Genomic DNA, 22,031 nt, shown 5'->3' with positions numbered 1-22,031 from the left:
TTGTCTTCATAAATAAAACAGTATGAAGACAACATTTCTTTTAGGAGGCGACCTGGAGATCAATCGTATGGGCTATGGAGCAATGCGCATTACAGGTCCGGAGATATTTGGCATGCCGGTAAATCCGCAAAACTCGATCAATGTGTTACGCCGTGCAGTGGAGTTAGGAGTTAACTTCATTGATACAGCCGATCAGTATGGCCCGTTCGTTTCAGAACAACTGATTGCGGAAGCTCTGCATCCTTATAAAGATAACCTTATCATCGGCACTAAGGGAGGCCTGGTCCGTTTCGGGCCATGGGCGGATATTAACAACGATGCAAGCCCGCAGCACCTGCAGGATGCGCTCGACGGCAGTCTGCGCCGGCTTAAACTGGAACGCATCGATCTTTACCAGTTACACCGTATTGATCCTAAAGTGCCGGCGCATATCAGCTTTGAATTTTTAGCCAAAGCGCAACAGCAGGGAAAGATCAGGCATCTCGGCCTATCTGAAGTATCGGTGGATGAGATCAAACATGCCCGGCAATTTTTCAAAGTAGTATCGGTACAAAACCGCTACAGCGTGTTGGATCGACAATGGGAGCCCGTTTTGGAGTATTGTAAAGCAGAAGGCATTGCGTTTATCCCATGGTTCCCAATAGGAGGTGGCATGACGCCAATGACGGAGAAATTGCAGCAGATCGCAAACCGTAAACAGGTGAGCATGCACCAGCTGGCGTTGAGCTGGCTGCTGCATCATGCAGATAATATCCTGCTCATCCCGGGAACCGCCAGTTTGAGCCATCTTGAGGAGAATATCAGGGCGAAGGAAATTGAGCTCGACGCTAATGATTTGCTGGAGCTGGACACATTACAGGAATAGCTTTAACATTAAGAACAAAATATTCACACAAGAGAAGCTGTCTCATATGCATTGAGGCAGCTTCTTTCGTTTACAATAATATTTATGTCAATTTGATTTGAAAATTAGAAAATCAAGGCTCCCGGTTTATACTGCTGTTATCTGGAAGCCATAATAATAACATCTGCCACTTCCTGTGGATGTGAGATGAATACCGCGTGACTGGCTCCATTGATTTCAGTAACCTTTGTTCCCGATCTCTTGTACATATTTCTCAGGATAATGGGATTGATACTTTTGTCAGCCGTAGGTATAATTCCAAAAGTCGGTTTTGTATGCCAGTCAGCAGCTGTAACTGCTGTAGTAAAAGATGATGCCAGTATCGGCTTTTGCGAATGTGCCATAAATGTAGCCTGGTCTTGGCTAAGATCCGCAGCGAATCCCGCATGGAATTTTTTTACGTCATAATAGGCAAATCCTTCGCTGTCCGGAGGCAAGATGCCCGCTTCCGGAAGTCCCGGCTGGGAAGAATACCAGGTATCTGTAGTTTCGCCTTTATCCGGCTGGAAAGCAGTAACATATACCAGCGAAGCTACATTGCTATGGGAGCTGGCTTCGGTAATTACCGTTCCGCCCCATGAATGGCCCACCAGAACTGCCGGCCCGTTAAGTTTATCCAGTACTCTGCGGACAGTTGCGTTGTCATCTTTCAGGGAAGTCAACGGAATCTGAACTATGGTTACATTGTATCCCCGTTTTGTCAGGATGTCATAGACCCCTCTCCAACCAGAACCATCAACAAAAGCACCGTGGACAAGAACTACATTTTTGATTTTTGCACTGTTATCTTTTTTTTGTGCACTTACACCTGAAAGGCCTAAAAATGCTGTCAGTAAAACTAAGAGTGAAAGGCGGATGTTTTTAACCATGACTATATCAGATTATAATTGTTGAAATATTGATGTTTCCTCTTGTTGCCTTTGAATATGGGCAGGTTTGGTGGGCAAGTTCGATAAGTTGCTCTGCCGTGTCTTTGCCGATTCCCGGTAGGTGTACAAACAGCCTGGCCTGTAACAAATATGCTTCACCGGTCATTCCAAGATCCACTTCTGCATCTACATAGGTATCTTTTGGAAATACAATTCCTGATTTTTTAGCTGCCAGTCCCAATGCGCCGATATAGCATGCCGACCATCCGGCTGCGAACAGCTGCTCAGGGTTTGTTCCTTTCCCGTTCAGCCCGGGAGGAGTCAGTAGGATATCCAGCTTTTCGTCGCTGCTTTTTGCACTTCCTTCTCTGCCCCCGATAGTATGGGTCTTTGCTGTGTATAGTACTTTTTCGATGTTCATTTTTTATTTTTATGTTGTTAAATATTATTGTATGTTCTGTTAATTGCTATTCTATTTTCTGCTGCTTTAGAGTAGTTATCTTTTCAGGTAAATCAGTTTCTGATACGCCGTTACGCCCATGATCATTATTATTATCTCAGAGATCTGAATGCAGCCCTGAGCTCTTCCGTAAAGATCTGTGGCTGTTCCCAGGCTGCAAAGTGACCGCCTTTGGATGCTTTATGATAATAATAAAGAGATGGATAGGCTGCTCTTGACCAGCTTTCAGGTGCCTGGTAAATTTCATGCGGGAATACAGAAATAGCTACGGGAACCTTTATCTCCTTTGTTTTCTGATGCTCAGAACTAAAATTATTATTATTGTTTTCCCAGTAGAATCGCGAGGAGGATGCCCCGGTATTGGTGAGCCAGTACAATGTTATGTCATCAAGGATGGCATCGCGGCTGATGACCTTTTCCGGTTTCAGGTCGCTCTCGGTCCATTCCGCAATTTTTTCATAGAGGAATGCTGCCAGTGCACTTGGCGAATCTGAAAGCAGGTAGCCGGTTGTCTGTGGTCGTGTTACCATCATTCCACCATAGGCGGCATTTCTACCGAAGAAGGTGCTTAAGGAATTGTAAGCCTGGGTTTCGGATTCCGAAAGTCCGGCTGGAGCAGGATCACCCGCATTGATCGGTTTTACCAGTTCTGCAGGAATAGTGGCCGGCATGGTCAGGTGAATGCCCAAAAGCCCGGAAGGTGCCAGTCTTGCCAGTGCATCGGAGATCACCGAGCCGTGGTCGCCGCCTTCAGACACGTATTTTGTGTAGCCAAGACGTTTTACAAGTACGTCCCAGGCCTTGGCGACACGGTCAGGATTCCAGCCCACTTCCTTTGGGATCCCGGAAAAGCCATATCCCGGAATTGCAGGTATGATAACATCAAACGCATCTTCTGCCTTTCCACCATATTTAACAGGATCGGTAAGTGGGCCAATGGCGTCAATGAACTCCAGTGGTGAACCGGGCCAGCCATGTGTTAGGATAACAGGCAATGCACCTTTTTCTTTTGAGCGTACATGAATGAACTGGATATCAAGCCCGTCTATTTTTGTGACGAATTGTGGAAGCGCGTTCAGCTTATTTTCCACTTTGCGCCAGTTATAACCATTGCCCCAATAGTCGGTCAGTTCCTTTAACTGTGCCAGCTGAATGCCCTGGGACTCGTCTTTAACCGTTTCTTTATCCGGAAAGCGGGTCCCGGCTATACGTCTTTTGAGCTCATCAAGTTTGGACTGCGGAATGTTGATCTTGAAGGGTCTGATAGCTGTATCAGTTTTTAAGGATTCCGTTTCTGACTTTATAGCCTGCGCATTGGTAATTGTAGGAATACTTAGTGCGAATGCGGATAACATAAGTATTGTGGTCATTTTTGTTTTCATTGCTTTTTTGTTTTAGCTTTTGCGATCTGGTTTCTTTTTGTTGCAACAAAACTAGGTGCGCTGGCGCGCCTCTGAAACAGGCAATCAGTTCAAGTGGACATATTCACCCCCGAACCGGAAAATACCAGCTGCGAATTGGCAGGCAGGTTTTCCCGGCGAGCATTCTCATGGTGATTTCCTGATCTTATCAGCTTGTATTTCCAGGAATTTAGCGTTGATTGGGTAAGATATGCCTGGGGGTTAAACTGCCGCATAAGAGTAGGGAAGAACCAGGTGCTCCGGATTTCCCGGCCAGGAAACCGGAAAGCATAAAAAAGCTATTGAAAAGTATTTGGGTGAAATGGGAAGATCTTGCAAAATGCCGAAGGGGAGGCGAAAGGAAGAAAAAGCAAACCGTGTTACGTTAATGCTTCGTTTGACCTTATCCGCAGAGAAAGTTTAATCTGCCCCGGAAATATCAACAAAAGCCGGATGCCCATAATGACAGATGAAGTATTGTTACCCGTATTTTTGGAATGAAGACGATTATTATTTTCCTTTAATTTTTTGCTTGTGCTTTTTACCCCAGCTTTCCAATGGTTTTGCAATTTCTTCAAGTCCCAAACCATAAGAAGTGACAGCATATTCAATCCGGACAGGATAATCGCTCACTATGCGTCTTGCAATCAAAAAATTTTCTTCTAAATGTTTCAATTCTTTTGACAAAACACGATTGGTAATTTTCGGAATTGAATTTGAAATATCATTAAACCGCTTGTTCCCGCTGTAAATAGAAAGAATTATCGGTATTTTCCATTTACCACCAATTACAAACATGGTATCCTGAATCGCCTTTATTTTCTCCTGAAACCGTTTTTCTTCTGTCGTCATAATATTAAGTATCCTTTTGGATACAAGTATCAAAGGTATACTATTTTCATTTTAGCTTTGCCGTGTAAACAATAAAAATAGCGTAAAATGAAAACAATCTTCATTACAGGGGCTTCATCAGGAATCGGAAAAGCAAGCGCGAAATTATTTCAATCAAAAGGTTGGAATGTGATCGCAACAATGCGGAATCCCGGAAAAGAAACGGAACTAACGCAATTAAAAAACGTAAGTATCTTGCCGTTAGATGTTACGGATCCTGAACAAATAAGATCAACAGTAGCAAAAGCCATTTCATTAACGGAAATAGATGTGGTATTGAATAATGCAGGATATGGTTTGATGAGCTCCCTGGAATCCTTTACCGACGAGAATATCGTAAAACAAATAAACACCAATTTTTTAGGGACAGTTCGCGTTACACAAGCTTTCATACCTCATTTCAGACAGAGGAAAAGCGGCTTATTTATTAATGTAACTTCTATTGGAGGACATACAGGTTTCCCATTCACAAGTGTTTACAACGGCACAAAATGGGCGGTTGAAGGTTGGAGTGAATGTTTGTCGATCGAATTGTCAATGTTTGGCGTTGGTGTTAAAACTGTTGCACCGAGTGCTACAAATACGGATTTGTTTAGCCACAATTCGGACGTGAAACCACTTCCATTTTATGAAGCAGCTGAGGAAAAGATGTTGAGTAAGATTAAGCCTGCCTCAACACCGGAAGAAATAGCTGAAGTTATCTACGAAGCGGCAACAGACAACAAAGACCAACTTCGTTATTTTGCCGGCAAAAGCTCACAGGCAATTTACGACAGGCGTATGGAAATAGGTGCGGAAGCATCAAGAAAGGAAATTAAAAAAATTTACTTTGATTGATTTATAAGAAGCAGAAAATATGACATCCCGTTTCTTTTTAAAGCTGCATATTTTAAGAAAAGTACCCGGAAGACGGGGTACCAGTGTCCATAATGCCGGTTTGTTCTATAGGCTATTAAATTCTACACAGGATTACCAGGTAAAGCTATTTACCTGCGTTTACTGAGGGCTATCGCCCTTTCTATGCGTGGCCGGTTATACCGCTGAAGCAAAACAGGGTATAAGTTTAACAGTATATTCAATATCAACAACCACAACGATTTGAGAAATCCATATTTGAATGCCACGAAAATATTGAACCCCAGTACTACAATGAAAATGATGATATGTCCTAACTCATTTTGTCTGGTCCTGTAATGTAGCTGTATTAAAGCCTGGGTATCCTTTTTTATGGGGTTGGATTTTTTGTTTAGCTTTTCCCAACCAATCAGAACCAGTAATTTTCTGAAGAGATTTATTCCAAGAAACTCATATATTTTCCCTCTCCGTTCCCAGGTCTTTTCGTTATAGTATGAAGATGTAAGCTGCCCTTTCAATGTTTCAGTAAAAGTAAGCGTACATCCCATTAACAGGAAATTAAGTGCCCATGCAAATGCAAAACTTTGCATGCCGGTATAATGAATCAGGGCGTAAATTAAAACGATTGTTATTATTGGTATTAGGACTAGAATAAAGGCTTTCTTCATTGATTATTTTTCTTTTTCAGATATTCTATAACCTATTTGTATAAGCTATAATGTGGTGCATTGAGTGTTCAATAGCCCCGAAACTAGTGTTTCCATCTAATATTTACAAATTATCCCCGTCTATCAAATAAACAGATTGGCTTCAGGTCTGGTATCTTCATTTTCGCTTCATCTTACCGTATTAGTTTTGTTCCGACATACAATATTGAACAACCTAAAAAACCAGGATCATGAAAGCAAAAGGATTAATGGCTATTGCACTATTATTTTCAGGTGCCGCCTTCGCCCAACAGGCTTCCGTAAAAACGGATGGAAAAGTAACCGTGAACAGTCAAACCAGTGCAACGGAAGGAAAAGTGGCCGCAGGCGGTCAAACCAATGCCAGCGCCACTGACGGGAACGCCGGGGTGGGCGCCAGCCATGCCGCTACTGTTAAAATGCAGTCCAACGGCACGGAACAAGCTGCGCAAACCGCTAACAGCCAGCTAAATACGGTGACAACCACCGCTGCTGCCACCAGTGCGGGCGCTCAGAACACTGTAAACAGTACTTTACAAACCGTTGCCACCACGGGGACCAAACTTGGAAATACGGCTACCAGCAACGTTAAAGCGGCTTCGCAAATTAATGCAACTGTGAACCAGGCGATGAAAATACAGGCGGCGCCTATCCGCATTAATACGCATATTGCAGGAGGAGTGTTATCAGGTATCCTGTAATTTCAACAGAAAAACAGATTTTTGCCGGGGATAGCGGCAAAAATCTGTTATTTTTATGGCGATGATCAAATTTCTTTTATCTACGCTCGTTATTGTTCCGGCCCTGTTGCTGCTAAAACCAGGTAACAGCTACGGATATGCACCTGTTGCCGATACCTTGCAGCCCGTAAAGACTGCAGCCGGCAAGCCGGCTGAAAAACCTGTGGCCACATTACAGGAGCATTTGCCGGAGATAAAAGAAGTACCAAAATCGAGGCGTCTGATCAAACCGATGGCTGTTCCTTCTCCATTGCCCATAAAGCCCATCAGGATCATTAAGCCTAAGATCGTTCCGGGAAAAATATTATAACCGGGTTAAAGAGGATGACATGAGATATCTATTGATTTTGCCAGTTTTCTGGCTATGGCACAGCAATGCGCAGGCGCAAGCAGATACGGCGCGCACGCAGGCCGACAGCACACAAACCGACAACAAGAAAGTTACACTGACACTGGGCGCATTATATTCCAATAATGCTAATTATTATGGTCAAACTGCCGCTGCTCCAATGCCTTATTTGGCGGCCAGCGCCACATTGCAATTCCGCTCGGGGTTCTATTTTTCAGGGGTAGGCTACCGTTTACTGAACGATTCCGGAGCAGTGGTTTCGGCCACCAGCGCAGGGGCGGGCTTTTCATTCAAGATGGGGAAAAAACTGGTGGCGGATCTCAGCTACAGTCATACGTTCTTTCCTTCAAATTCCCCCTTCCTGCAGGCTGCCAATACGGATAACGCCGCTGCCAGCCTGAAGTATCATTACTGGATGACTACCGGCGTTAACGTGGATTATGCTTTCGGAAAACAACAGGATGTATTTGTAACCCTGAGCACCGAAAAAGCGATTCAACTGGGCAGCATCTTTAAAGGGAAAGACCTTATCACCCTTACGCCTTCGGCAGAAGCAGTAGGTGGGACCCAGCATTTTTACCAGACTTATGTACAGGAGAAACAATTACTGGGTTTGCCTTTACCCGTGTTACCGGGTATTCCCGGCACATCGGAAACAATTACAAAAGAAGCCACCAGCTTCGATTTGTTGTCTTATAGTTTCAAGGTGCCGTTGGCCTATAACAGGGCTCAGTATATGATAGAACTGGCCTACCAGCTGTCTGTATTAAGCGATAAGGCGCTCAGTGGCGCCGGAAATACCAATTCCTTCTTCAACTGCAGTTTTTATTACCAGTTTTAATAAGATGAAAGTACTGATTATAGAAGATGAAAAGGCGATGGCCGCAGAAATGCAGGTCTATCTCGAAAAAGCATACTCCTGTGATCTGGCTTATACAGCAAGACAGGGATTGGAGAAAATGGAAGAGAATCAATATGATTTTATCCTGCTGGACCTGGGATTGCCAGACAGGGATGGCCTGCAGCTATTGCAGGAGGCAAGAAAAAATTGCCCGGAAGCTTCCTATATTATTCTCACCGCCCGTGGGCAATTGGAAGACCGGATAAAAGGTCTTCATATGGGGGCCGACGATTATCTTCCCAAACCATTCTCACTGCCGGAACTGCAGGCCAGGATGCAGGCTATTTCCAGGAGAAAGTTTGGGTTAACAGATAATAAGATAGCATTAGGTGATTTTGACATTGATCTGCACCAGAGAAGCGTGTTCTTTGAAGACAAGGAAATTCCTTTGTCGAGGAGGGAGTTTGATTTGCTTAGCTATATGCTGCTTCATAAGAACAGGCCCCTCACCAGGATGCAGCTGAGTGAACATATCTGGGGAAATTATTCAGACGATGACTACGATTCCAATTATATTGATGTGCATATTAAGAATATCCGGAAAAAATTATCGGCCTTCGCTTCCGTGGAATGGCTGCAAACCCTCCGGCATGTAGGGTACAAAATAAAGATTTGAGCGTGAAACTCTTTACCAAACTTACCCTTTTTATTACCTTGTCCAAAATGGCAATCGCCGTTCTGTTCGTACTGCTATTGCCATTCCTTGTTGAGGATATCGCTTTCAGGTATAACGACAACTACCTGAAAGAACAGAAGAAAAAAGTGCTGAGCGTAATTTGGAAGAACGGTATCGATGCTTATCTCCAGGGCGAAGAAAACTATGGCAGTTACACTATGCTGAAGGAAGAGTATATTTCGCTGGAGCCCGCCGGTAACGCACATCTGCCTGATACCATCGCTACCCTGCAACGTGTAGTGGAGGGTGATACGCTTACCTACCGTGTGTTAAGCCACATTTTCACCTATCAGCATAGCCGCTATATGCTGGAAGTGGGAAAGAAAACAGCTACCATCAGCCAGTATAACCGCCCCCTGCAAAAGGTGGCCCTGTACGTACTGTTTGGCCTGATAGTGATCACTACGCTGGCAGATCTTATATTCACCCGGCTGCTGTTACGCCCGCTCGGCGTTATTATCAGTACAAGACTGGTTAACCGGAAATTCCCCTTTAAAGATCATGTACCTTCCATCAAAACATCTACCACCGATTTCCGTTATCTTGATGATTCGCTCGTTGAGCTGATGGGTAAAATCAATGAAGCCTTTGAGAAAGAACGGGAATTCACCTCCAATGCATCCCACGAGCTGATGACGCCTATCACCATTCTTCAGAATAAGATGGAGAACCTGATAGCAGAAGACTCACCGGACGAGGAACTGCAAAGGAAGATTATAGGTATGATGAAGACATTAAACCGGCTGAAAAAAATTGTCCATTCATTACTACTCATCTCGCGTATTGAAAATGACCAGTTTCCCAAAACCGACAGCGTATCGCCGCACCTGTTACTGACAGAGCTAATGGAAGAACTGGAACACCGCCTGGAAGATAAGCAGTTGCAGTTTAACATGCGTCTTTCCGGGGATATAATGCTTCATCATCTCAATCACGACCTGATATTCCAGCTGGTATATAACCTGCTCAATAATGCCATAAAATATAATGTGCCCGGGGGAAGTATAACTGTACGCGATCAGCTGCTTCCCGGGGAAATGTACCAGCTTATCATCAGCGATACCGGTATCGGCATCAGCGAACAGGAAATCGGCACCATTTTCAACCGATTTAAAAAAGTAGCCAGAACAGGGCTGGAAGGCTATGGTCTGGGGCTTTCTATTGCCAATACTATTGCCCAATACCACGGAATAAAGATCACTGTTTCTTCAGCCGTTAACAAAGGAAGTATCTTTATTGTCAGCTTCCCGTTATGATGATTGTATCGCATACTTCCTGGATACTTAGGTGACCCGTCCTGAAAATAGGTTTGCAATAGTATCATTATCAATAGGTTACCAGCAGGCGTACAGAAATAACAATCGCGAAAAATCTCCATTACTTCCCATCAGGTAAGTATATGCCTTTTCATAAGGAAGAATAGTACTTTGTGCAAAGTTCTAAATTCTATACCATGTTAAACAGGAGATCTTTTCTAACAACCACCGGCATTTTCAGCAGCTTATTGCCGGCACATTCATTTCTTCCATTCAATATGATCTGCACAAATGATCAACCACTGTTAACAAGGCCCTCATTAGGCAATTCCTATTGGTATATCGGTCATTTATTGTCTGTTCTGCTCAAGTCTGCTGATACAAACGGGTTATTCTCACTGTTAAAAATGACGGAGAAAAAAGGACTTGAGCCCCCGCCGCATACTCATACAAAGGAAGATGAAACATTCATGTTGCTTACCGGAGAAATTGAATTTTCTGTAAATAACCAGGTATACCATGCCACTGCAGGAGATACCATGTTTTTACCGCGTAATATCCAGCATTCATTTAAAGTATTAACAGCGGAATCTGAAGTGTTGATACTCCTTACTCCCGGAGGGTTTGAGCAATTCTTTATTGAGATGAGCGAACCGGCACCTGAAATGAAGCAGGCCCCGTTGCCTTCCGGCCCTCCTGATATAGTGCGATTGATAACTGTGTCAGCAAAGTATGGAATAAAGTTCCCGGAAAATAAAATTACTGATTAACCTAAAGGTCAGTGTTTATTATCCAAAGATGCCAGACTTTCCATAATCCCGGCAGGCGTCATAAACATTTTCTTATTTAATTTTTCATCCTGTAAATGGTCATATCCCCAAATAACAATTTGCTGAATAATAGGAATGAGACTAACACCTGTAGGAGATAAACTATATTCGGAACGGGGAGGGAACTCGCGGAATTTTTCTTTATGGATCACGCCCTTGCTGGTGAAATGCAGTAATTCTTTCATTAAAACCTTGTCGGTAATACCTGGCAATAATTTTTTCAGATCACAGAATCGCATGGATTTCTCCCGAAGGTTCCAGAGAATGCCGGTCCGCCATTTTCCCGCAAGAAATTGCAGCGTGAATTGTACAGGGCACCCCTTATATAATTCTGATTCCATATGTCAGCAGATTTACTACTATTAAATTTACAACCAAATAGGATATACACAAAATTCATCTGGGTTCAGCACTGTTTATGCTTGTATGACAGGGGGCTGCAAGATGGTTACATAGGTATGCTGGTATAATTCTACAGTAGACAATCCTTCAATTTTATTCTAAACAAGCCTGTTAACGGGAATAAGCGGTTACTGCTGTTGTTTTTAGAAATCACCGCAGTTCCGGAGAACTGCGGTGATATTTCTTTACTGTATCGCTTTCACATGAATAATCCCTGTAGCCACATCATCAGCCGTCACGGTATAATTAACCGCCAACGGGAGAGAAAATGAATTGAGATATAACACATCGCCTTCCTGCACTTCTACATCGTAATTGTAAAGGCCGATAGCAGTGCCGTATGTGCTGGTTTGCACATTGAACACCGTGTAGATCAGCGTGGGGATCTGTACTTCGATATTGCTTACGTCTATCAGCGACAGGCGCAGATTTGCATGCACACGTGCAAAGGCGGTGTTCTTTGCAGGAATGGGCTTGCTTTCAGAAAACGCAGGAGCATCGATAAAAGAAGTGCCAATTAACAATAGTAGGGTAGCGAGTAACAAATGGATCGTCTTTTTCATAATTTGGGTTTTTAGGAAGTGAAAAAAGGTTGGTATCTAAATTACGATCCGGTCCTGACGTATATTGTCAGTGAGACAAAATAAAATAAAATGCTACTGCAATGCATTCACACAAGATGGCCGTGCAATTGCGCGGCCATCTTCAGAAATTATAATTTAATCTTCAATCCCCCATTCACAACAAAACCATCCAGCGGCGCATAAATATCCCTGAACACAGGATTGGTAACCGTTCCGGTATAGATGCTGTCGAAGCGGGTCTGACGGGTATCCGTGAAGTTTTCAAAGTTGATGAACAGGGAAAAATGTTCCCATAGCTTTTCTGCCATAAAGCCAAATGTCCAGTAAGGTTTGCCGGTACTGCCATCATTAAGCGCCTGGCTGCTGTAGTAATAAGCCTCCAGGCCAATTTTCCATTTGTCTTCCGCTTCGTACATCAGTACATTGTTCAACCGGTGCTTTGCGGTAAGCGGGTTAGGTCTTTTAACGGCGCCTTCATGCAAAACAGCATCCGTAAAAGTATAGCCAACAAAAAGTTTGAAATCATTGTATCCGAATTTAACATTCGTTTCCCATCCTTTGGTATCAACAAAGCCATCGGCGTTCACCAATTCATAAAGATTGCCGGCTTTGTTCTCCAGTAGAAGCGGATCGTTAATACGGGTATAGAAAAACAGCTGGTTAATACTGAAGCTCAGTTTTTCAAAAAGGGAGCTCCGGTAGTTAAAATCCAGGTTGGTCCCGTAAGATCTTTCCAGCTTATTGTTGTCAGCATTGATGGGTAATACGGAACGGAATTGCAGGCGCTCTGTTTCTTCTGTGAAGATGGTCGGCGTTTTATAACCTAAACCGCCGCCCAGCCGGGAAGTAAATTTATCGGAGAATTTAAACAACGAGGAGATCCTTGGCAGGAAAGCAAAGCCGTAATCCGTAATATAATCTCCGCGGATCCCCGTTTCCAGCTGCAGCCAGCCGGTAGCTTTCCAGGTGTTTTGTACAAAGGCGCCGGCAGTTTGCTGCAGGTAATTTCTTTTTGGAAAATTGTCTTTCGGGTATTCCAGGAACTGATCGGTATAATAGTTGGCGCCGGCTACCCAATCCATGCGCTCATTGCCGGTATGATAGCTCGCTTCTGAGTAGGTAGACCATTGCTTTCCATCAAACACATAACCAGGGATGGTAATGGTGCGGTTGAAATTGTTCACGGAGTTTTTAACAGTAAGGCCGCTATGCTCACTGAACTGGTGATCGAAAGAGAACTGTGTGGAGAAGCGGTTACTTTTGTTTTTCTCAAAGTAGCTGTGAACATCATCGCCATGCCCTTTAATATAAGCGATGTCGCCACCGGTGCGGTCTTCAAAGGTAGTGTTCACGCCAACCATCATTTTTGTCTGCGGAGTAAAGTATACAAACAGTTTTGGGTTGAAAACGTAACGCTGCGTTTTAGGTATCGCGGTAAAACCGGTTTCCGATGGATCATAGGGCTTGCTGCTGCTCCTGGAAGCAAAGATGGTCAGTCCCACCTTTTCAAACTTTTGCCCATAAAAGCCGCTCAGGTCAAGCCCTCCGGCAGATGTGCCATTCGCCAGGAAGCGCAGTTCCCTTTCCTCCTCCGGTGCTTTTGAGATGAGGTTCACCAGCCCTGCTATGGCTCCTCCGCCGTATAGGGTGGAAGAGGCGCCTTTGATAACTTCCACCTGTTTCAGGTCCAGCGGCGGTGTTTGCAACAATCCCAACCCGCCGGAGAAGCCAGCGTACAGTGGAAAGCCATCTTTCAGTAATTGTGTGTAACGCCCGTCGAGCCCCTGGATGCGGATGCTGGAATTGGCGGAAGTGGCCGATACCTGTTGGGTTTGTATACCCGTGCTCTCATTAAGCATCATCCTGATATCGCCCGGTTTCATATTCCCTTTTTCTTCCAGTTCTTCTCCGCCAATAAATTCAACCCTGGTCGGGATGTTCTGGATAGTCCTGGTGCTGCGGGTAGAACTGATCACTACTTCTTCGATCTCCTCTTCTCCCGGTTCCAGCAGTACGATCGGGGTATCGTTGTGGGGAAAGGTCAGCGTTTCTGTATGGGCTTCAAACCCGGTGAAGGTGATCTTCACCTGCTGCGGGCCGGGAGGAATGCCTGTGATGGTGACAAAACCGCTGGCATCGGTTTGCCCGCCTTTTTTCAAACCAGGGAGCAGCACAGTGGCGCCTGGTAATATTTCTTTAGTATCTGCATTTTTTACAACAGTGGTAAGCGCATGTTGCCCCATGCAGATGTTGGCTGCTAAGAACAGCAGCAGTGTAAGTATAAGTTTCATTATCCGGAAACAAAGTTTAAGCAGTAAAATATAGTACAGGAAGAAGTGCCCGCCTGTTAACAGTTGTGCAGCCTAAACTTGTTTGGGTGGTTGCCAGATGGCAGGGGAGAAGTCGCCTAACTGTGGCGCTGTATAGTTACTATGCAGCTCGGCCAGGGGTTGTAAAGGTAACGGTTTTACCCTGTAAGCCTCCGGCACAACTATGGCGTGAACGGCGCCACAGGCAAAGAATGGAGAACAGGGAGATACCGGTTTATGGTTTTTGCCTGTTTCGCTTCCGGGGTGATGGCTGGTTTGGGTGGTGAAATCACTGCAGCAGTCATCATCGGCGTCGCAGGGAACGCCCGATAATAACAGCACGTATAATGAAAACAGGTAAACAAGCCATTTCATGCCGGCAAAGATACAATATTAATTAAACGACTGCCGGAACTCCATTGGGGAAAGATTTGTTTTTGTTTTAAATAATTTACTGAACGATTGCAGATGCTCGAATCCCAGTTCATAAGCGATCTCGCTGATAGAAAGGTTCGTTGTGGAAAGCTTCTCCTTTGCCAGCTCTATCAGCTTGTTGTGCAAATGCTGTTGTGTACTTTGCCCGGTAAGCGATTTAAGCAGGCTGCTGAGATAACCCGGGGAAATATTTAAAGTTTCTGCAATGAGCGTAACACTTGGCAATCCCTTTTGAGCCAGGGCGCCACTGTTGAAATATTCAGATAGAAAGTCTTCCAGGCGGGTAAGCACTTCATGGCTGGCTACTTTGCGGGTAACAAACTGGCGTTGGTAAAACCTTTCGGAATAGGTGAGCAGCAGTTCGATCTGGGCAATGATCACGTTCTGGCTGAAGCGGTCTATGTTCGTATTATACTCCTGCTCGATCTGGTTGGCAATGGCAGTGAGCATGGCTTCTTCCTTATCAGAAAGATAAAGCGCTTCGTACACCGAATAGCTGAAGAACTCGTATTGCTTGATGTTTTTTGCCAGCGGTGTATTCCATATAAGGTCCGGGTGAAACAGTATCATCCAGCCTTCGGGAGGTTTCATCTCACTGATATCGTGCGGCATATCAATACCGAATAGCTGACCGGGCGACATGAAGAATAAAACCCCTTCGTCGAAGTCGCTTGCCTGTTGCCCGTACTTAAACCTGGCATTACCTACTTTTTTCAGCGAGATGGAATAAAAGTCATAGATCAGGCTGAACGGAATATCGGCGATGGGTTGTTTAATGTCGTCCATATGAACCACGCTGATCAGCGGGTGCGCAGGATTGGGTAATCCTGCGGCCCGGTGATATTCGGTGATCGTACTGAAGCGAAGGATCTGTGGGCTGTTCATCTTTATAAAGTTAATTACTTCTGTGATAGGCTTCCGCAAATTCTTTGGCGAAATCGGCCAGTTTGATCTTACCCATTTTTGGGTTGTTCCGGTGAAAGTTTTCAAGCGGTTTACCGCTATGCATAACTGCCTGCATTTCTACAAGGGTTTCAGCCAGTTTCTCCGGCACTTTGGCCATTTTCAGCCCCTGCAGCATGGCTTTGTCCGATAGCAGCACCCATTTCAGCCATGGCTTCCCTATAGCCTCGCCAATGATCTTTGCCGCCTGGTTACAGGTCATTTCCTCGCTGCCTACGTAACGGATCGTCTTCTTTTCAGGATGCAGTAACAGTTCCTCAGCAACAGCATCCGCGATATCTTTCGGCGATACAAAAACGATCCTGTCGTTGCCGCCGTAATTTCCCATCAGCAGGCCTGTTTTCCCGGTAAGCAGTGCGCCGATCCCGGAATACCGCAGTGTCAGGATTTTGCCAATGAGGCCTTTGCCCCTGATCAGGTCCATCGACTGGTAAAAGTTGGTATAAAAAGCAGCAGGGCGCATAATCGTAAGAGACGTTTTCAGATCATCAAAAACATCCTCGGTATTTTCGCCACGGATCAGGTCTGCCGACCAGCCGCTCAGCAGCACCACGCGCCCAATACCCGCCTGTTTTATCGCCTGCACGTAATTTTGTGCTATCCTGCGTAAATAATCGCCCAGGTCTGGTTCGGTAAAGCTCAGGGGGATCATGGCATAAACGGCGTCTGCACCTTTGAAGGTATCTGTCAGAAAACCGGCATCGGAGATGGAGCCAATGGCGGGTATGGCGCCCATTGCTTTAATAGCCGGCTGTTTTTGCGGATCACTGCTAATTACGGTTACCTGGTGCCCCTGGGCAACCAGGGTTGCTGTCAGCGGTTTGCTGATGTTCCCTAAAGAACCGGTTACAATGATTTTCATAGCTGTTACCTTGTGTAAATACCGTTTTCAATATCAGCAAGCAATGTTGAATGCACGGGGCGCCAGTTCAAACGTTCCTGCGTCAGTTTAGCGGATGCGGGGCAGTCGATGGCAGCCATTTGTGCAAACCAGCCAAAGTGTTCAGCAGCGGCTTCAGGCGCTATCGATTTCACCGGCATATCCAGTTGTTTGCCTATAGCCTCCGCAACAGATCGAACGGTTACCGCTTCTTCGGCGCAGGCATGATAACGCGCGCCGGCTGCGGCGTTTTCCAGGGCCAGGCGGAACAGGTGAGCGGCATCCAGCCGGTGTACGGCGTTCCACCGGTTCAGCCCTTCGCCAATGTAAGCGGAGAAACCTTTCTCCCGCGCGGTATTGACCAGTATGGGAACAAATCCGTGCTTATCATCGTCGCCATGCACGGATGGTGATAAACGGACAGACGCCGCACGTACGCCCAACGCGCATACGGCATCTGCTGCCTGTTCGGAAGCGCGAGGCCAGGCGGGGTTAAACGCAGGGATAATGTCTTCCGTAGCCAGTTTGCCCGGGCTTACCAGCGCTGTACCGGAAGTAACGATCAATGGACGGTCGGAACCGGCCAATACTTCGCCAATAGTTGTTATCGCTTTCTTATCTGCTTCGCAAACTTCTGCGAACCGGGTAAAGTCATGAATAAAACCGGCATGGATAACGCCATCGGTTTGGCTGGCGCCAGCCCTTAGGCTGTCGAGGTCTTCCAGGTCACCATAAAGCACTTCCGCGCCGGCTTTTACCAGTTTTTGGGCAGATGCTTCCGAGCGGGCCAAACCAAGCACCTGGTGGCCTGCGCTTATCAATTCCTGCACTATGGCAGTACCAACGAAGCCAGTGGCTCCTGTAACAAATACACGCATGATGTTTTTCTTTTGATACAGCAAAGATCACTTACACCCATCAATCCGGCTTATCCAAATCCGCTTTTGATTTAGCCGATTCTCTTTTCCGGAGGAAAGAAGCACTGAAGGATTCTTCTCTGGGAAAGATGTATATTTCAACCGCGAAATGAATTGAAGCAATGGCAAAGAAAACATCTATCCCGGTAAATTATTTTGACGAAGGGGAAAACGTTGGTATTACTGTAGACAGAATACAAATTGGGGAATTGGAGATGTTCAGGGAAGCAGAAGAAGCGCACCGTCACAACTACCATTCATTTTTCCTGCTTGAAAAAGGAACGGTTACCATTGAAATTGATTTCAAAAAGCATCATATCAAGGCGCCCTCTGTGATCTATATGCATCCTAACCAGGTACATCTTATAAAAGCATATAAAAATGTAACTGTTAGCGCCTGTGCTATCAATAATGAAAACCTGCATCCGGGATACCTGAAATTGCTGGAAGAAATAATGCCTGCAAAGCCAATGACGCCGGGTAAAGCAACGCTTCCGGTTATTCAAGCTGCATGGTCGCTTTGCATGAATTTTTATGAAAGAAAACATGACAGGCTGTACAGCTTCATACTAAAAGACAGCTGCAATGCATTGATAGCACTGATCCTTTCACTATACCTGGAGAAATCAGTATCGCCGGACAAGCTTTCCCGCTTTGAAACAGTGACCAAATCCTTCAATGAAATATTGGAACATAATTATACCACTGTTAAACGCCCGGCAGCATACGCGGAAAAACTTAATATTTCCACGCATTACCTGAATGAATGTGTGAAAAATGCAACAGGGCGCTCCGTTTCGTATCATATACAGCAACGCATTATTTTAGAGGCAAAGCGTTTGCTTTATCATTCCCCTAAATCGGTAAAAGAAATTGCCATTGAGTTAGGCTATGATGATTATCCCTATTTTTCGCGCCTGTTTACCAAAGTTGCAGGTATAACTGCGCTGGCTTTCCGGAACAAAAACCACTAATAGTCCAATACTTACCCTCTTTTGCTATTGCTGTACTTTGCCGGGTAATGCACCTTTGCCGGATAAAATTGTATAAAAATGAGATCCTTAAAAGTGCTTATATCAGGCGCCAGCTTTGCAGGGCTTTCAACTGCCTGGTGGATGAATAAAATGGGATACAGCGTAACTGTTGTTGAAATTGGAAGCCATCTTAAAAAGGGAGGCACGCCCGTGGATATAAAAGATGTCACCGTTGATATTGTAAAGCGAATGGGGCTTTTTGAGCAGATAAAAGCCAACAGGTTAAGCCTGGAGTCAACGGAATTTAGAAACGCAGATGATGTCACTGAAAGTATCAGGATACTGGAACACCCGGATGATGAATTTGAAATTGAACGGGATACATTGCTGAATATGTTGTTTGATAAAGTTAAAGATAATGTTGAATTTATTTTTAACAACAGCATCACAGCTTTGAATGAAACAAAGAACAATATTGAAGTTACTTTCAAAGATGGCTCGCATCACGTATACGACCTGGTGTTTGGTTGTGACGGCGTCCATTCGGCCGTAAGAAGGATCTGGTTTGGAGATGAAACAGCATACTCCCATTTCCTTGGGCAGTATTTTTCTATCACTATCGTTAACAAACTGCTGATAAGGCAAAACACCCTGCAATTGTACAGCGAGCCCAATAAAGGTATAATGCTCAATGCCTACCGGCATAAAACAGACATCGTGCTCTCTTTCCGTTCGGAAGAGGAAATCCCCTACAATTACCGGGATGAAGCGCAACAGAAGGAAATAATTTTAGCGCAGTTTGAAGGAGTGAGCTGGAGGGCTACAGAGTTATTGAAAGAAGTGATGGCGGCAGAAACTTTTTACTTCGACAAATTCTGCCAGATAAAAATGCCATGGTGGACAAAAGGCAGGGTAGCGCTGGTAGGCGACGCTGGTTATTGCGCTTCACCGGCCGCGGGCATGGGCGGCTCGCTGGCAATAATAGGCGCAACCGCATTGGCAGATGCTTTTGCTAAACACAACGGTGATTATGAGTCAGCTTTTAATGAGTACAACAAGCAACTGCGGCCTTTTATAGAAAAGGTGCAGACAGAAGCAGAGGCAACGCTGGAATTCCTGCTGCCGGGAACAGAAGAAGCTATCCGTGAAAGAAATAAGGGGGGCTTTGGGTTTTAGAAGAAATATATTTTCATTTTGGCTATGCACCTAATGCTGAACAGTTCAGGCTGTAATTCAGTTAAGCACCGGTAAAGAGACGTTCGCTGTTACGGGGAACAGCAATGCCGGTAACTGCGTATTTACCGGTGCTTACTATACAACAGATGCTTAATCATCTATTTTTTTACTGATCATTTTTCCCAGCTCTTTACCTGCTTTGGCATAGGCATCTCCTATACGGAGGCCGGTAGCAAACTGGCCTTTTCCTCCTTTCATGTCGTCCATCATAACTTTACAGATGGATTTTTTCATATTGGCCTGGTCAAAAATTTCTACATCCAGGTTGATGGCTGCTTTACGGGAGGAGACTGCAACGTTGTAACCAACTTCAATAAACCTGGTATTCACTACCATTACGTATTTGGGAGTGCTGTCTTTTGATAAGGTAATGTCGGCGTACTTCTTGAAAAGCTCGATAAAACTGGGCTCATAATGTTTTTCCCGGTCGGCAAACCAGCTCTGTTCCCAGGCAGCGCCGGATCCGGGTTCCTTGGCTTCTTTTTCTGCCTTTCTCCGCTTAATATAGCTGGCCTCCCGTCCGTCCTCGCCAACAATAAGTTTGTTGTAGGTAAATACCACTTTCATTTCAGTGGTACCTTTCAGAAAATCCAATTTTCCTTTTACGACCTCCTGGGCCTTCAAAAAAACTGGTGTGATTGTTCCTGTTGCCAACAGGATAAGAAAAGTAAAAATTCGTTTCATACAGTATAAGGGATAAGGACGTAAATATACATTTTATATAATAATAGCCTGTATGACGGTGCAAACAAAAATGAAGGCCTCCTGGGAATGATTAAAAAAAGCCGGCATGCGAAAGCAATGAATCTGCCGGTATTCAGTAAACATAAATGCCGCAGCAGCCTTTAACAGCTGCAGCGGCATTTTAAAAAAATGGTTGGTTTAAGCATGCAGCATAGGAGCAGGGAATTCCTTTTCTGCATTAGCATCTACAGCTGTTGCCTGGTGCTTCTCGCCAAAAGTAACGAAGCTCAGTCCAAGGTTAACAGCCAGCAGCGCTGCGCTCATCCAGATCACGTTATGAACGCCATAACTGGCTATAATTAAGCCTCCCAGCATGGTGCCCAGCGATATGCCGATATTATAGCAGGAGGTAAGCAGGCTGTTTACAAACTCCAGCGCACTGTGTGGTACAGAACGGGTGGTACGTATATTTCCTATTAAGAAGCCACCTGTATGAATGGCGCCCCAGAAGGAAAGGATAATGACCATCGGAATAAAGATACCGCCAAAGAAATATGCCAGCACCTGTACGAGGATCAGCAAAGAGAAAAATATGCGGGTGGTGCGCATCACATTCCTGCTTAGCGCAATGCCGGTGATCCAGTTACCCAATACGCCCATTCCGCCAAATAAAAGCAGCATAAGGCTCACCTGGGTACCATTCATATGGGAGATCTTTTCCAGGTAGGCCGCCAGGTAACCATAACTTGAAAACATACCCGCCAGCATCAAAATGGTGGAAACGAGGTTCAGCCATAACTGCGGGTTCTTTAATACATACAATTGGCTGTCGCCCGTAGTTTTCCTGGTGGCGGGCATGGAGGGAACAAAAAGCAGCAGCCCCATAAATGCGACCAGGCTCACAAAGCTGGCAAGGAAAAAGGAGGCCTGCCAGTTATTGAAAAATTCCGCCGCATAAGTGGTGATCGGCACACCCATTACGGTGGCAATGCTAACTCCCGACATTACTACGGAAACCGCTTTACTGCCGGACTCTTTATACGCCACTGCCAGTGAAATGTTCCAGAACAGCGGGTGTAAAAAAGCCGGTAAAACCCTGGCAATCATCAGTACCGTAAAATTGGGCGAGAAGGCGGAAAGCAGGTTGGATACTACAAATACAGCCAGTACAAGCGTCATCAGCAGCTTGCGGTTTATATTGGTGGTTAGCGCGGTGATAAACGGGGACGACACTGCCACCGTTAACGCAAATGCACTTAATAACCATCCCGCCGTATCCACGGAAACATCAAATACCTTAGCCAGATTAGGTAGTACGCCTATAACGCCAAATTCGGTGGTGATAATTCCAAAGGCTCCCAGGGCCATTGCGTAGATCGACTTTTTCATTGATGTAACAATTTGAATATTTGAATGTTTCGATATGTTTATGATAATAAATATTGCCTATTCGGGGAAGAAAGTGTTATGCCTTGAAGGCATTAAGGCGATCAATATAATCGTCCAGCACTTTCTGATTTAAAACGTACTTTACATTGCGTCCCTCTTTTTCAGGTATGAGCAAATCTGCATCTACCAACTGCTTCAAATGGTGGGAAATGGAAGGTTGGGTAAGATCCAGCATATCGGTTATCTCTGCACAGTATAAACATCCCTGCTTCTTTCTGAATTGCTGGAGGACAGTGATCCTGCTGGCATCACTCAGTGCACGGGATATCTTTTCAAATTTTCTATTGTCCATATCCGGGAACAAATTGTTTCGGGAGCAAAGATAAGAAAAAAAATATAGAAACATATAAATGTTTCTATGAGGTTGAAAAAAGCCCCCGG

The 22,031-nt window shown here is 45.0% G+C and carries 25 protein-coding genes; 10 read left to right on the top strand and 15 right to left on the bottom strand.

Features of this window, described 5'->3' with window-relative positions; all coding sequences use genetic code 11:
* Positions 1 to 22 precede the first annotated feature (22 nt).
* Positions 23 to 865, top strand: coding sequence for an aldo/keto reductase (locus ABIE50_RS23400; protein ID WP_209859133.1), 843 nt, complete (start codon positions 23 to 25; stop codon positions 863 to 865).
* Between the two features lie 137 nt (positions 866 to 1,002).
* On the opposite strand, the gene ABIE50_RS23395 is transcribed toward ABIE50_RS23400, so the two are convergent.
* From ABIE50_RS23395 to ABIE50_RS23380, 4 genes are all read right to left on the bottom strand, one after another.
* Complete coding sequence (locus ABIE50_RS23395; protein ID WP_209859135.1) at positions 1,003 to 1,773, bottom strand: alpha/beta hydrolase; 771 nt, start codon at positions 1,771 to 1,773, stop codon at positions 1,003 to 1,005.
* Between the two features lie 7 nt (positions 1,774 to 1,780).
* A complete protein-coding gene (locus ABIE50_RS23390; RefSeq protein ID WP_209859137.1) occupies positions 1,781 to 2,194 on the bottom strand; it encodes an organic hydroperoxide resistance protein in 414 nt (137 codons plus the stop codon).
* A 131-nt stretch (positions 2,195 to 2,325) separates the two neighbouring features.
* Entirely contained in the window at positions 2,326 to 3,603 is a 1,278-nt protein-coding gene (locus tag ABIE50_RS23385; protein ID WP_354028142.1) for an epoxide hydrolase family protein, read from the bottom strand.
* Positions 3,604 to 4,143: 540 nt separating this feature from the next.
* Positions 4,144 to 4,485, bottom strand: a complete 342-nt coding sequence (locus ABIE50_RS23380; RefSeq protein WP_209859141.1) for a winged helix-turn-helix transcriptional regulator — start codon at positions 4,483 to 4,485, stop codon at positions 4,144 to 4,146.
* A gap of 87 nt (positions 4,486 to 4,572) precedes the next feature.
* On the opposite strand from ABIE50_RS23380, the gene ABIE50_RS23375 reads away from it, so the two are divergent.
* Positions 4,573 to 5,361: an SDR family oxidoreductase gene (locus tag ABIE50_RS23375; RefSeq protein ID WP_209859143.1), complete on the top strand. Its 789-nt coding sequence runs from the start codon at positions 4,573 to 4,575 to the stop codon at positions 5,359 to 5,361.
* 149 nt (positions 5,362 to 5,510) lie between these two features.
* Here ABIE50_RS23375 and ABIE50_RS23370 read toward each other — a convergent pair whose 3' ends face one another.
* Positions 5,511 to 5,927 carry a glycosyl-4,4'-diaponeurosporenoate acyltransferase CrtO family protein gene (locus ABIE50_RS23370; protein WP_354028292.1) on the bottom strand — a complete coding sequence of 139 codons (417 nt, stop codon included), beginning with the start codon at positions 5,925 to 5,927 and terminating at the stop codon, positions 5,511 to 5,513.
* A 350-nt stretch (positions 5,928 to 6,277) separates the two neighbouring features.
* On the opposite strand from ABIE50_RS23370, the gene ABIE50_RS23365 reads away from it, so the two are divergent.
* The 6 genes from ABIE50_RS23365 (at position 6,278) to ABIE50_RS23340 (ending at position 10,757) form a co-directional block, all read left to right on the top strand.
* Positions 6,278 to 6,766 (top strand): hypothetical protein, encoded by a 489-nt coding sequence (locus ABIE50_RS23365; RefSeq protein WP_209859145.1) that lies wholly within the window; start codon positions 6,278 to 6,280, stop codon positions 6,764 to 6,766.
* Positions 6,767 to 6,821: 55 nt separating this feature from the next.
* Entirely contained in the window at positions 6,822 to 7,115 is a 294-nt protein-coding gene (locus ABIE50_RS23360) for a hypothetical protein (RefSeq protein ID WP_209859147.1), read from the top strand.
* Between the two features lie 19 nt (positions 7,116 to 7,134).
* A complete protein-coding gene (locus ABIE50_RS23355; protein WP_209859149.1) occupies positions 7,135 to 7,995 on the top strand; it encodes a hypothetical protein in 861 nt (286 codons plus the stop codon).
* A 4-nt stretch (positions 7,996 to 7,999) separates the two neighbouring features.
* Positions 8,000 to 8,671: a response regulator transcription factor gene (locus ABIE50_RS23350; RefSeq protein ID WP_209859151.1), complete on the top strand. Its 672-nt coding sequence runs from the start codon at positions 8,000 to 8,002 to the stop codon at positions 8,669 to 8,671.
* Between the two features lie 47 nt (positions 8,672 to 8,718).
* On the top strand, positions 8,719 to 9,987 hold the full coding sequence (locus tag ABIE50_RS23345) for a sensor histidine kinase (protein ID WP_209859153.1): 1,269 nt from the start codon (positions 8,719 to 8,721) through the stop codon (positions 9,985 to 9,987).
* Positions 9,988 to 10,184: 197 nt separating this feature from the next.
* On the top strand, positions 10,185 to 10,757 hold the full coding sequence (locus ABIE50_RS23340; RefSeq protein WP_209859155.1) for a cupin domain-containing protein: 573 nt from the start codon (positions 10,185 to 10,187) through the stop codon (positions 10,755 to 10,757).
* An 8-nt stretch (positions 10,758 to 10,765) separates the two neighbouring features.
* Here ABIE50_RS23340 and ABIE50_RS23335 read toward each other — a convergent pair whose 3' ends face one another.
* The 7 genes from ABIE50_RS23335 to ABIE50_RS23305 form a co-directional block, all read right to left on the bottom strand.
* A complete protein-coding gene (locus tag ABIE50_RS23335) occupies positions 10,766 to 11,158 on the bottom strand; it encodes a winged helix-turn-helix transcriptional regulator (RefSeq protein WP_209859157.1) in 393 nt (130 codons plus the stop codon).
* A 246-nt stretch (positions 11,159 to 11,404) separates the two neighbouring features.
* Positions 11,405 to 11,782 carry a hypothetical protein gene (locus tag ABIE50_RS23330; protein WP_209859159.1) on the bottom strand — a complete coding sequence of 126 codons (378 nt, stop codon included), beginning with the start codon at positions 11,780 to 11,782 and terminating at the stop codon, positions 11,405 to 11,407.
* Positions 11,783 to 11,931: 149 nt separating this feature from the next.
* A complete protein-coding gene (locus tag ABIE50_RS23325) occupies positions 11,932 to 14,094 on the bottom strand; it encodes a TonB-dependent receptor (RefSeq protein WP_209859161.1) in 2,163 nt (720 codons plus the stop codon).
* 72 nt (positions 14,095 to 14,166) lie between these two features.
* Positions 14,167 to 14,487, bottom strand: a complete 321-nt coding sequence (locus tag ABIE50_RS23320; RefSeq protein ID WP_209859163.1) for a hypothetical protein — start codon at positions 14,485 to 14,487, stop codon at positions 14,167 to 14,169.
* Between the two features lie 18 nt (positions 14,488 to 14,505).
* On the bottom strand, positions 14,506 to 15,432 hold the full coding sequence (locus ABIE50_RS23315; protein WP_209859165.1) for a helix-turn-helix domain-containing protein: 927 nt from the start codon (positions 15,430 to 15,432) through the stop codon (positions 14,506 to 14,508).
* Positions 15,433 to 15,442: 10 nt separating this feature from the next.
* A complete protein-coding gene (locus tag ABIE50_RS23310; RefSeq protein ID WP_209859167.1) occupies positions 15,443 to 16,372 on the bottom strand; it encodes an NAD(P)H-binding protein in 930 nt (309 codons plus the stop codon).
* Positions 16,373 to 16,377: 5 nt separating this feature from the next.
* On the bottom strand, positions 16,378 to 17,268 hold the full coding sequence (locus ABIE50_RS23305; protein ID WP_209859169.1) for an SDR family oxidoreductase: 891 nt from the start codon (positions 17,266 to 17,268) through the stop codon (positions 16,378 to 16,380).
* 161 nt (positions 17,269 to 17,429) lie between these two features.
* Between ABIE50_RS23305 and ABIE50_RS23300 the strand changes: the two genes are divergently transcribed.
* Together ABIE50_RS23300 and ABIE50_RS23295 are read left to right on the top strand one after the other, a co-directional pair.
* A complete protein-coding gene (locus ABIE50_RS23300) occupies positions 17,430 to 18,281 on the top strand; it encodes an AraC family transcriptional regulator (RefSeq protein ID WP_209859170.1) in 852 nt (283 codons plus the stop codon).
* Between the two features lie 78 nt (positions 18,282 to 18,359).
* Entirely contained in the window at positions 18,360 to 19,457 is a 1,098-nt protein-coding gene (locus ABIE50_RS23295) for an FAD-dependent monooxygenase (protein ID WP_209859172.1), read from the top strand.
* A 150-nt stretch (positions 19,458 to 19,607) separates the two neighbouring features.
* Here ABIE50_RS23295 and ABIE50_RS23290 read toward each other — a convergent pair whose 3' ends face one another.
* The 3 genes from ABIE50_RS23290 to ABIE50_RS23280 form a co-directional block, all read right to left on the bottom strand.
* Positions 19,608 to 20,201, bottom strand: a complete 594-nt coding sequence (locus ABIE50_RS23290; RefSeq protein ID WP_209859174.1) for a hypothetical protein — start codon at positions 20,199 to 20,201, stop codon at positions 19,608 to 19,610.
* Between the two features lie 198 nt (positions 20,202 to 20,399).
* Positions 20,400 to 21,590, bottom strand: coding sequence for an MFS transporter (locus ABIE50_RS23285; protein WP_209859176.1), 1,191 nt, complete (start codon positions 21,588 to 21,590; stop codon positions 20,400 to 20,402).
* 76 nt (positions 21,591 to 21,666) lie between these two features.
* Positions 21,667 to 21,942, bottom strand: coding sequence for an ArsR/SmtB family transcription factor (locus ABIE50_RS23280; RefSeq protein ID WP_142688160.1), 276 nt, complete (start codon positions 21,940 to 21,942; stop codon positions 21,667 to 21,669).
* Positions 21,943 to 22,031 lie beyond the last annotated feature (89 nt).

The sequence above is a fragment of the Chitinophaga sp. OAE865 genome (genome assembly GCF_040546735.1).
GTDB classification, from domain to species: domain Bacteria; phylum Bacteroidota; class Bacteroidia; order Chitinophagales; family Chitinophagaceae; genus Chitinophaga; species Chitinophaga polysaccharea_A.
Note: the sequence above shows the minus strand (reverse complement) of the source record. Positions and strands in the feature narration are given on the sequence as shown.

Bases quoted from the DNA above. Each gene is read 5' to 3' on its own strand.
- ABIE50_RS23400 (WP_209859133.1), top strand. From the start codon at position 23: ATGAAGACAACATTTCTTTTAGGAGGCGACCTGGAGATCAATCGTATG.
- ABIE50_RS23395 (WP_209859135.1), bottom strand. From the start codon at position 1,773: ATGGTTAAAAACATCCGCCTTTCACTCTTAGTTTTACTGACAGCATTT.
- ABIE50_RS23390 (WP_209859137.1), bottom strand. From the start codon at position 2,194: ATGAACATCGAAAAAGTACTATACACAGCAAAGACCCATACTATCGGG.
- ABIE50_RS23385 (WP_354028142.1), bottom strand. From the start codon at position 3,603: ATGACCACAATACTTATGTTATCCGCATTCGCACTAAGTATTCCTACA.
- ABIE50_RS23380 (WP_209859141.1), bottom strand. From the start codon at position 4,485: ATGACGACAGAAGAAAAACGGTTTCAGGAGAAAATAAAGGCGATTCAG.
- ABIE50_RS23375 (WP_209859143.1), top strand. From the start codon at position 4,573: ATGAAAACAATCTTCATTACAGGGGCTTCATCAGGAATCGGAAAAGCA.
- ABIE50_RS23370 (WP_354028292.1), bottom strand. From the start codon at position 5,927: ATGGGATGTACGCTTACTTTTACTGAAACATTGAAAGGGCAGCTTACA.
- ABIE50_RS23365 (WP_209859145.1), top strand. From the start codon at position 6,278: ATGAAAGCAAAAGGATTAATGGCTATTGCACTATTATTTTCAGGTGCC.
- ABIE50_RS23360 (WP_209859147.1), top strand. From the start codon at position 6,822: ATGGCGATGATCAAATTTCTTTTATCTACGCTCGTTATTGTTCCGGCC.
- ABIE50_RS23355 (WP_209859149.1), top strand. From the start codon at position 7,135: ATGAGATATCTATTGATTTTGCCAGTTTTCTGGCTATGGCACAGCAAT.
- ABIE50_RS23350 (WP_209859151.1), top strand. From the start codon at position 8,000: ATGAAAGTACTGATTATAGAAGATGAAAAGGCGATGGCCGCAGAAATG.
- ABIE50_RS23345 (WP_209859153.1), top strand. From the start codon at position 8,719: ATGGCAATCGCCGTTCTGTTCGTACTGCTATTGCCATTCCTTGTTGAG.
- ABIE50_RS23340 (WP_209859155.1), top strand. From the start codon at position 10,185: ATGTTAAACAGGAGATCTTTTCTAACAACCACCGGCATTTTCAGCAGC.
- ABIE50_RS23335 (WP_209859157.1), bottom strand. From the start codon at position 11,158: ATGGAATCAGAATTATATAAGGGGTGCCCTGTACAATTCACGCTGCAA.
- ABIE50_RS23330 (WP_209859159.1), bottom strand. From the start codon at position 11,782: ATGAAAAAGACGATCCATTTGTTACTCGCTACCCTACTATTGTTAATT.
- ABIE50_RS23325 (WP_209859161.1), bottom strand. From the start codon at position 14,094: ATGAAACTTATACTTACACTGCTGCTGTTCTTAGCAGCCAACATCTGC.
- ABIE50_RS23320 (WP_209859163.1), bottom strand. From the start codon at position 14,487: ATGAAATGGCTTGTTTACCTGTTTTCATTATACGTGCTGTTATTATCG.
- ABIE50_RS23315 (WP_209859165.1), bottom strand. From the start codon at position 15,432: ATGAACAGCCCACAGATCCTTCGCTTCAGTACGATCACCGAATATCAC.
- ABIE50_RS23310 (WP_209859167.1), bottom strand. From the start codon at position 16,372: ATGAAAATCATTGTAACCGGTTCTTTAGGGAACATCAGCAAACCGCTG.
- ABIE50_RS23305 (WP_209859169.1), bottom strand. From the start codon at position 17,268: ATGCGTGTATTTGTTACAGGAGCCACTGGCTTCGTTGGTACTGCCATA.
- ABIE50_RS23300 (WP_209859170.1), top strand. From the start codon at position 17,430: ATGGCAAAGAAAACATCTATCCCGGTAAATTATTTTGACGAAGGGGAA.
- ABIE50_RS23295 (WP_209859172.1), top strand. From the start codon at position 18,360: ATGAGATCCTTAAAAGTGCTTATATCAGGCGCCAGCTTTGCAGGGCTT.
- ABIE50_RS23290 (WP_209859174.1), bottom strand. From the start codon at position 20,201: ATGAAACGAATTTTTACTTTTCTTATCCTGTTGGCAACAGGAACAATC.
- ABIE50_RS23285 (WP_209859176.1), bottom strand. From the start codon at position 21,590: ATGAAAAAGTCGATCTACGCAATGGCCCTGGGAGCCTTTGGAATTATC.
- ABIE50_RS23280 (WP_142688160.1), bottom strand. From the start codon at position 21,942: ATGGACAATAGAAAATTTGAAAAGATATCCCGTGCACTGAGTGATGCC.